At 71.6% G+C, this 8,411-nt stretch carries 9 protein-coding genes and 1 pseudogene; 4 read left to right on the top strand and 6 right to left on the bottom strand.

The window, feature by feature from the left end; translation table 11 throughout:
* Positions 1-100 precede the first annotated feature (100 nt).
* Entirely contained in the window at positions 101-709 is a 609-nt protein-coding gene (locus AB0C29_RS21960; RefSeq protein ID WP_360822922.1) for an O-methyltransferase, read from the bottom strand.
* A gap of 260 nt (positions 710-969) precedes the next feature.
* Between AB0C29_RS21960 and AB0C29_RS21955 the strand changes: the two genes are divergently transcribed.
* Both AB0C29_RS21955 and AB0C29_RS21950 read left to right on the top strand, forming a co-directional pair.
* Positions 970-2,235, top strand: coding sequence for a trypsin-like peptidase domain-containing protein (locus tag AB0C29_RS21955; RefSeq protein ID WP_360822919.1), 1,266 nt, complete (start codon positions 970-972; stop codon positions 2,233-2,235).
* A gap of 79 nt (positions 2,236-2,314) precedes the next feature.
* Positions 2,315-2,728, top strand: a complete 414-nt coding sequence (locus AB0C29_RS21950) for a preprotein translocase subunit TatB (protein WP_360822916.1) — start codon at positions 2,315-2,317, stop codon at positions 2,726-2,728.
* 3 nt (positions 2,729-2,731) lie between these two features.
* Here the strand turns inward: AB0C29_RS21950 and AB0C29_RS21945 are convergent, their stop codons facing one another.
* Genes AB0C29_RS21945 through AB0C29_RS21935 form a run of 3 tightly spaced genes read right to left on the bottom strand, consistent with a single transcriptional unit; the run spans position 2,732 to position 5,736 of the window.
* The gene (locus AB0C29_RS21945; RefSeq protein ID WP_360822913.1) at positions 2,732-3,880 is read right to left on the bottom strand and encodes an Mrp/NBP35 family ATP-binding protein; all 1,149 of its coding nucleotides are present in this window, start codon (positions 3,878-3,880) and stop codon (positions 2,732-2,734) included.
* A 21-nt stretch (positions 3,881-3,901) separates the two neighbouring features.
* On the bottom strand, positions 3,902-4,426 hold the full coding sequence (locus AB0C29_RS21940) for a DUF1003 domain-containing protein (protein ID WP_360822910.1): 525 nt from the start codon (positions 4,424-4,426) through the stop codon (positions 3,902-3,904).
* Positions 4,423-5,736, bottom strand: a complete 1,314-nt coding sequence (locus AB0C29_RS21935; RefSeq protein ID WP_360822907.1) for a magnesium transporter MgtE N-terminal domain-containing protein — start codon at positions 5,734-5,736, stop codon at positions 4,423-4,425. The genes AB0C29_RS21940 and AB0C29_RS21935 overlap by 4 nt, the downstream gene beginning before the upstream one ends.
* A gap of 27 nt (positions 5,737-5,763) precedes the next feature.
* Between AB0C29_RS21935 and AB0C29_RS21930 the strand changes: the two genes are divergently transcribed.
* A complete protein-coding gene (locus AB0C29_RS21930; RefSeq protein WP_360822904.1) occupies positions 5,764-6,636 on the top strand; it encodes a PhzF family phenazine biosynthesis protein in 873 nt (290 codons plus the stop codon).
* Between the two features lie 162 nt (positions 6,637-6,798).
* Here the strand turns inward: AB0C29_RS21930 and AB0C29_RS21925 are convergent, their stop codons facing one another.
* Complete coding sequence (locus AB0C29_RS21925; RefSeq protein ID WP_360822901.1) at positions 6,799-7,296, bottom strand: hypothetical protein; 498 nt, start codon at positions 7,294-7,296, stop codon at positions 6,799-6,801.
* Positions 7,297-7,368: 72 nt separating this feature from the next.
* On the bottom strand, positions 7,369-8,067 hold the full coding sequence (locus tag AB0C29_RS21920) for an HAD family hydrolase (RefSeq protein WP_360822898.1): 699 nt from the start codon (positions 8,065-8,067) through the stop codon (positions 7,369-7,371).
* Positions 8,068-8,199: 132 nt separating this feature from the next.
* Between AB0C29_RS21920 and AB0C29_RS21915 the strand changes: the two are divergent.
* Positions 8,200-8,411, top strand: a pseudogene (locus tag AB0C29_RS21915) (EamA family transporter); the annotation flags it as partial.

Below are 8,411 nucleotides of genomic sequence, written 5' to 3'. Positions count from 1 at the left end.
CCGTGGTCATTTTCGGTGGCCTGGACAACGACGGGCGCAATCCGACGTGGGCGCGGCTACCCCAACCAGCCAGCCGGCAATGGGGCCCGGATGGCCGTTATCAGCGTTTGACGGCGGTCAGGAGGCCGCCGCCGGCTGGGATCAGGGCCGGGATCCATTCTTCTGACTCGCGGACGGCCTTGACCGTTTCGCGGATCGTGATCGTGTCGACGTCGCGGGCTGAGGGGTCGCTGATCCGGCCGCCGGCCAGGGCGCCGTTGACCACCAGGATTCCGCCGCGGCGGAGCAGGCGTAGGGCGGCGTCGGCGCAGGCGCCGAACTCGGTGGCGTCCGCGTCCACGAAGATCAGGTCGTAGACGCCGTCGGCGAGGCGGGGCAGTACGTCCAGCGCGCGGCCGGTGATGATCCGGGTCCGTGACGCCGCGAAGCCCGCCTCCTGGAAGATCCTCCGGGCGATGCGCTGGTGCTCGTTCTCCACGTCGATCGTGGTCAGGACGCCGTCCGCGCGCATGCCGCGGAGCAGCCAGACGCCGCTCACGCCCGTACCGGTGCCGATCTCGACGACCGCCTTGGCGCTGCCCGCCGCGGCGAGCACGCTCAGCACGGACCCGGCGCCGGGGGAGACGGCCGCCAGGCCGACCTCGTGGGCCAGGTTGCGGGCGGTCTGCAGGACGATGTCCTCGGCGGCGTAGGCCTCGGTGAACTGCACCGACTGCGCGGTCGGGGCGCCGAACGATCGGGCTGCGGTGACGATGACGACCTCCGTCTGGAGAGGGGATGCGCGGTCCGGAACCGGTGCACATCGGGTATGAGCGTAGAGCGATGCTCACCCTTCGCGCACCGGGACTTCGGCGGCGGAAAGCGGCGGGCCCGGGCCCGGGGTCCCACTGACCGGATGATCTCCACCGATCCGTGTCATCCTGGATGCCGGAGCCCGGCGCTCCGGTACCGACCAGGGGAGGCACCGACGTGACCGACGGCTGGAACTGGCGCCAGCCTCAACCGCCGCCGTCCGCCACGCCTGGAGCGTCGGCCGGGTCGCCGTGGTGGTCCGACGCGCTGACTGATCCGTGGCGGGATCCGTACGCCCCGTCGGCGGTGGTCGTGCCCACCGCCCCGGTCAGCACCGGCCCGCAGCCCGAGCCTGTCGTCAATCCGGACGCGCCGCGCCGGTCGATGACCCCGGTGCTGCTCATCTGCCTGGTCACCGCGTTGCTGGCCGGTGGTCTCGGCGGCACGCTGGGCTTCGTGTTCGCCACCCGCAGCGGCGTCGGCGGCGGCACCCAGCTCGGCGGCACGCCGCTGGCGGCCCCCTCGGCGGCCCAGCGGGCCCCCGATTCGCTGGCCGGCGTGGCCAAGCAGGTGCTGCCGAGCGTGGTCACCGTCCGGGTCACCGGCGCGATCGGCTCGGGCTTCGTGATCTCCCCCGACGGCTACGTGGTGACCAACGACCACGTGGTCGAGGGCGCGAACGACTCCATGTCGGTGTCCTTCAGTGACGGGTCCACCGCGTCGGCGACCGTGGTCGGGCGGGACCCCGAATCGGACATCGCAGTGATCAAAGTCGCAAAGAAGAGTGTGACGGCTGTCTCACTTGGGGACTCGGACTCCATTGCGGTGGGTGACCCTGTCCTCGCTTTCGGTTCGCCGCTGGCTCTGGTCAACACCGTCACCTCCGGCATCGTGAGCGCGCTGGACCGCACCATCCAGGCCGGCGATCCGGGCGGCACGGTCCGCTACTACGCCGCCATCCAGACCGACGCGGCGGTCAACCAGGGCAACTCCGGCGGCCCGCTGGTCGACGCGGCCGGCCGGGTGGTCGGCATGAACTCGGTGATCCGGTCCGTCGGCGGCAGCGACACCGAGGCCGGCAACATCGGCCTGGCCTTCGCCATCCCGATCAACCAGGCCATGCGGGTCGCCCGCGAGATCATCGACCACGGCAAGGCCCGCCGTACGGTGATCGGCGCCGAGGTCTCCACCGGTGGCACCTCCGGCTCCGCGGGCTCGTCCGGGGCCCGGCTGCGCTCGGTCCAGCCCACCGGTCCGGCGGCCACGGCCGGGCTGAAGTCGGGCGACGTGATCACCAAGATCAACGGTCACCTGCTGGAGGACGGCACCGACCTGATCGCGCTGGTCCGCAAGTACGCCCCGGAATCGGTCGTCGCCGTGGAATACCGGCGCGGCACCAAGACCCAGACGGCTTCCGTGACCCTGGCGGCCGACGCGAAGTGAACCGTCCTCATGGGCGGGCGGCGCAGACACAGAGTGCGTGCGTACTCTTGCTCAGGTACGCGACGAGGGAGGTCCGCGCGTGTTCGAGAACCTCAACTGGTGGGAGATCGGCGCCCTGCTGATGCTCGCGCTGCTGATCTTCGGTGAGCGCCTGCCCAAGGTGATCGGTGACGGCCTGCGGATGTTGCGCGGCCTGCGGGCGATGGCCCAGAACGCCACCACCGACCTGAGCCGGGAGCTGGGCACCGACATCCAGCTGCAGGACCTGCACCCGAAGGCGTTCATCCGCAAGCATCTGCTGAGCGAGGACGACGAGCAGGCCATCCGCAAGCCGCTGCAGGGCCTGTTCGAGGACGTCAAGAGCGACCTGAACGGCGTGAAATCGGACCTCGGTGAGGTGGCTTCCGCCGCCGACCTGAAGGCACAGAGCAACGGCGCCGCGGTGGAGAAGTCCACCCCGGCGCCGCGCAGATTCGATCTGGACGCTACGTAGGCCCTACTTGCGGGCGTTGACCAGCAGGCCCAGCGGCTTGCCGACCAGCGACTCCCGCCGGATGGCGAGCCGGTCCGCGACCGCGTCCAGCGCCTGGGCCGCCGGTGACTCCGGGTCGGCCAGCACCACCGGCGTGCCGGCGTCGCCGGCCTCGCGGACCCGGGTGTCCAGCGGGATCTGACCCAGCAGCGGCACCGAGGCGCCCACCGTCTTGGTCAGCGAGTCGGCCACCGTCTGACCACCACCGGCACCGAAGACCTCCATGCGGGTGCCGTCGGGCAGCTCGAGCCACGACATGTTCTCCACCACGCCGACCAGCCGCTGGTGGGTCTGCTGCACGATCGCCCCGGCCCGCTCGGCCACCTCGGCCGCGGCCATCTGCGGCGTGGTGACGACCAGGATCTCGGCGTTGGGCAGCAGCTGGGCCAGCGAGATGGCCACGTCACCGGTGCCCGGCGGCAGGTCCAGCAGCAGCACGTCCAGGTCGCCCCAGAAGACGTCGGCGAGGAACTGCTGCAGGGCCCGGTGCAGCATCGGACCGCGCCACACCACGGCGGCGTTGCCCGAGGTGAACATGCCGATCGAGATGACCTTCACGCCGTGCGACTGCGGCGGCATGATCATGTCCTCGACCCGGGTGGGCCGGCCCTCGACGCCGAGCATGCGGGGCACCGAGTGGCCGTAGATGTCGGCGTCGACCACACCGACCGACAGCCCGCGCTTGGCCAGGGCGGCGGCCAGGTTGACCGTGACGCTGGACTTGCCCACGCCGCCCTTGCCGCTGGCCACCGCGTACACCCGGGTCTTGGAACCCGGCTGGGCGAACGGGATGACCGGCTCGGCGGACTCACCGCCGCCGCGCAGCGTGGCCTGCAGGGACTTGCGCTGCTCCTCGGTCATGACGCCGAAGTCGATCTCCACGGTGGTGATCCCGGGGATCGCGGTGACCGCGGCGGTGATGTCGTTGGTGAGCTTGTCGCGCAGCGGGCAACCGGCGACGGTGAGCAGCAGCTCGACCTTCACACCGGACCCGGCGACGGTGAAGCCCTTGACCATGCCGAGCTCGGTGATCGGGCGGCGGATCTCGGGATCGTCGACGGTGGCGAGGGCCGCCTGGATCGCGTCCTCGATGGTGGGGGCTGGTGCGGACATGACGACCATGCTACGTCGCGCTCAGGTCCGTTCCTCTTCCCACTCCTTACGTTCCAGCTTCTGCCGTCGATGGGCCGCCTCGTCCAGTTCGTCGGCGAGCCGGGCCAGCTCCGAGCGCAGGAAGTCGCGGGTCGCGACCTCGCCGACGGCGATCCGCAGCGAGGCGATCTCGCGGGCCAGATACTCCGTGTCGGCCTTCTGCATGGCCGCGCGCCGGCGGTCCTCCTCCATCGTCAGGCGGTCGCGGTCGGCCTGGCGGTTCTGCGCGAGCAGGATGAGCGGCGCGGCGTAGGACGCCTGCAAGGACAGGATCAAGGTCAGGAACGTGAACGTGTACGGGTCGAAGCGCATGTCCTTCGGCGCCAGGGTGTTCCAGGCGAACCAGGCGCCGATGATGATCGTCATGTAGACGATGAACTTCGCCGTGCCCATGTACCGGGCGATGCTCTCCGACCAGCGTCCGAAGGCCTCCGGGTCGAAGCGCGGCAGCCGGACCCGGCCCGGCTCGATCGGCTGGTCGAGGCGGTCCCGGCGGGGCTCGGTCATGAGCCCGTCTCCGGGTGGGCCTGGCGCAGCAGCGCGTCGGCCTGGTCCTGGGCGTCCTGGGCGTCCCGGTCACGCCAGTCGCGGGGCAGCGAGTGGTCCAGCACGTCGTCCACGGTCACCGCCCCCACCAGCCGGTACGCGTTGTCGACCACCGGCATCGCCACCATGTCGTAGGTCGCCATCCGCCGGGTGATCTCGGTGAGGTTGGTCTCGGGCGTCAGCGGATCTATGTCGGTCTCGATGAGGCCACCCAGAATCGACGAGGGCGGCTCCCGCAGCAGCCGCTGGAAGTGGACCATGCCGAGGTACTTGCCGCTGGGGGTGGCCGACGGTGCCCGGGCCACGAAGACCTGGGCGGCGACGACCGGGGACAGCTCCGGTTCACGGATCCGGGCCAGCGCCTCGGCCACCGTGGTGTCCGGGGTGAGGATCACCGGTTCCGAGGTCATCACCGAGCCGGCGGTGCCGGGGGTGTAGCTCATCAGCTGCCGGACCGGCGCCGCCTCTTCCGGCTCCATCAGGTCGAGCAGCACGGCCTGCTCGGCCTGGGGCAGCTCGGCGAGCAGGTCCGCGGCGTCGTCCGGGTCCATGCGTTCCAGGACGTCGGCGGCGCGTTCCCGGTCCAGCTGGATCAGGATCTCCACCTGGTCGTGCTCCGGCAACTCCTCGAGCACGTCGGCCAGCGTCCGGTCGCTCAGCGCCGCGGCGACCTCGTTGCGCCGCGCGTCGGCCAGGTCCTGCAGGGCGTTCGCCATGTCCGCGGGCCGCATCTGTTCGAGCAGGGCGACGAGATTCGAGGTGCCCTGGGTGTCGGTCGGCCCGACCAGGCCGCGGATCCGGTCGTACTCCACCTGGTACGTGTGCCCGCGCCGGGCCAGCCGGCCGGTGTGCTGGCGGACGGCCACCCGGGTGATCAGCCACTCGTTGTTGCGGTTGAGCTCCATGCCCAGGTCCACGACCGTGCCGGTGGTGCCGGGACCCTGCCGGTCCTCCGGCTCGACCGTGACCCGCCGGTCCAGCACCTCCTCGAGCACCAGCAGCTCGTTGGGCCGCTTCTCGAACCGGCGCAGGTTGAGCATGCCGGTGCTGAGCACGACGGCCTCGGCGTCCATCGAGGTCACCCGGCCGATCGGCAGGAAGATCCGGCGGCGCAACGCCATCTCGGCGACGAGACCGACGACCTGCGGCGGCCGGTTGGTGGTGCGCAACCGCAGGACGGCGTCGCGCACCCGGCCCACCCGGTCGCCGTTGGGGTCGAAAACGGGCAGCGCCGCGAGCCGCGCCAGATAAACCCTGCTCCCCATGGTCACCGCACCAGCCTAAGTTAGCGTCGAACCATGTCTACCGTGGCGTACGAGATCGTCGACGTGTTCACCGACCGCCCCTTCGCCGGAAACCCGCTGGCCGTGGTCTTCGGCGCCGAGGGTCTGGCCGGCGACCAGATGCAGACACTGGCCCGGGAGTTCAACCTTTCGGAGACAGTCTTCGTGCTGCCGTCGGCGGCCGGCGCGACGTACCGGGCGCGGATCTTCACTCCGGAGACGGAGCTGCCGTTCGCGGGTCACCCCAGCGTCGGCGCCGCCGTGACCTCGGTCCGGCGCGGCCTGGCCCAGCCCGGGCAGGTGGTGCAGGAGTGCGGCGCCGGGATGCTGCCGATCACGGTGGGCTCGGACGTGGCGACGCTGACCGGCGGCAAGCCGACGCTGGGCGCGCCGGTGCCGGCCCGGGACCTGCTGGATCTGGTGGGCCTGACGGCGGATGACTTCGCCGGGGCGGCGGCGGAACCGGCGGCGGCCGGCTGCGGACTGGAATTCGTTTTCCTGCCGGTGCGCCGGGAAGCGCTGGCCCGCGCGTGGGCCGACCCGGCGCGAGCCCGCGCGCTGGGCGTGACGGGCATCAGCGTCTTCGCCTGGGAGCAGGCCGTGCGGACGGCGTACGTGCGGGTGTTCTGCCCGGGTGTGTCGGTGCCCGAGGACCCGGCGACCGGCTCGGCGGCCCTGGGGCTGGGCGTGTGGCTGGTCGCTCGGGGCTGGCTGCCGGAGGAGGGGACGACGTCGTACACGGTGCATCAGGGCATCGAGATGCACCGGCCGTCCCTGCTGGAGTGCACGGTGACGGCGACGGGCGGCGCGGCCACGCTGGCCACGGTCTCCGGCCACGTGATCCCGGTGGCCCAGGGCGAGATCAAGGTGCCGCCGTTCGTGGGCTGACCGGTTCCGGTCTGGCGAGCACGCAGCCGGCAGGGTGGGCCCGGCCGTTCATGAGCCGCCAGGCGATTGGCCGGGCCCGCCCGGTGCCCGCGGGAGCGACGGCTCGCACCCCGACGGACCTGGGACAGCCAGCCCTTGATCTTGGTCTTTCGGGCGGTCCGCCTACGGCTTGCGCTTGCGTACGCGGTGCAGGCGGAACGGGCGGCGGACCTTGATGCGGGCCGGGGTATCGCGTGGCGGCTCCGCCTGCGAGCCGGTCGGCAGGTGCGGGGCGGCGACGGGCTCGTCGACCGGCGTCAGTCGCAGGACGGCGCAGTCGGTCCCGGCCCAGCGGGCGACCAGCTCCTCAGCGGTGCCGCTCGCGTTGAGGCGCTTGCCGGCCAGCTGCGGGGCGATCTCGGTCCACTCCTCGGTGCCCGGGGTGAGCCGCTCGACCTGCGCTTCGACGATCACGATCAGGCCGCCGTTGTCGCCGCGCAGGCGCACCGAGGCACGGGATGCCTCGGCCAGGCCGGGTGCGGCCTGCTCGCCGGGGCCGCAGACCAGGATGAGCGCGCCGTCGAGCGGCATGACCCACAGGGCCAGGGACGGGCCGCCGGGTGCGTTGATCCAGGCGATGCCGGCCTTCTTGATCGCCTCAGCCACGAGCTCGGTCGTCACCCGGTCATCCTCGCACGCGGCCCGGCCGGCGCCGGGCCGCGTCCGCGAGGGCTTAATGCATCCTGCATGCAATCAGGTCAGCACGGGTACGGGATCAAGCAGATCCAGCACGGCGGTCAGCGACGGCACGCTGGGGCCGGCGAAGTCGTCGTCCGCGTCGAACACCAGGTGGTCGGCCAGGTCGGGCGCGGCCAGCCGGACGGCGGTCATCCCGACGGCAGCGGCCCCGGTGAGCTCGCGGCTGCCGCCGTCACCGATGTACAGGCAGTCCTCGGGGGCCACCCGCATCCGCCAGCACGCCTCCAGATAGATCAGCGGGTCCGGCTTGCACCGGCCGACCTCGACGGAGAAGACGTTCACGTCGAGCAGCGGGGCGATCGGCATGCTCGGCAGAAAGGCAGGCAGTTCATGGGTGCAGTCGCTGATCAGCGCGGTGCGCAGGCCCCGCTGCTTGACGGCCCGGAGAACGCTCTCCGCGTCAGCGCGCAGCCGGGTGTCAGCCTTCAGAGCGTCGACCCGGGCCGGCACCGCCGCCTGCAACTGGGCGGTACGCGGCCGGCCTCCGGCCTGCTCGGTCACCCAGCGCAGAGTCGCCTCGGCCGACCCGAGATCTCCGCGGGCCCGGACCTGGAACGTACGATCCAGGACGCTCAGCACCGCGTCGGGATCACAGCCCAGCGCCCGAGCGATGTCGGCGTGCTGGGGCCCCCTCCGCACGGAACGGGTCAGCGTGCCGAAAAAGTCGAACACGACCGCTTGGAACGCGGGCATCGAAAACCACTCTCCTGAGGGATTGACGGAAATGCATCGGCGGCGAGCGTAACGACTGGCTCACTTTCCGCTCAACTGAGGTCGACAAACTGTGATGTGTAGATATGCAAGAAGCGACGGCGAGGGATGAATATGCAGTCACCCCGCGAACGGCCCCCGTGGCTGACCGGGGCGGCCCTGGCCGTGGCGGTGCTCGCCGTCTCGACCTCGGCCCCGCTGATCGCCTTCGTGGCGGCTCCGGCGCTGGCCGTGGCGTTCTGGCGCAACGGCCTGGCCTTCGCCGCGCTGACGCCGATCACAGCCGGCCCGCGCCGGGCGGAGCTGGCGACGCTGCGCAGCCGCAC

The sequence above is a fragment of the Actinoplanes sp. NPDC048791 genome (assembly GCF_040650095.1).
Taxonomy (GTDB): Bacteria; Actinomycetota; Actinomycetes; order Mycobacteriales; family Micromonosporaceae; genus Actinoplanes.
This window is presented reverse-complemented; position numbering and strand designations above follow the sequence as displayed.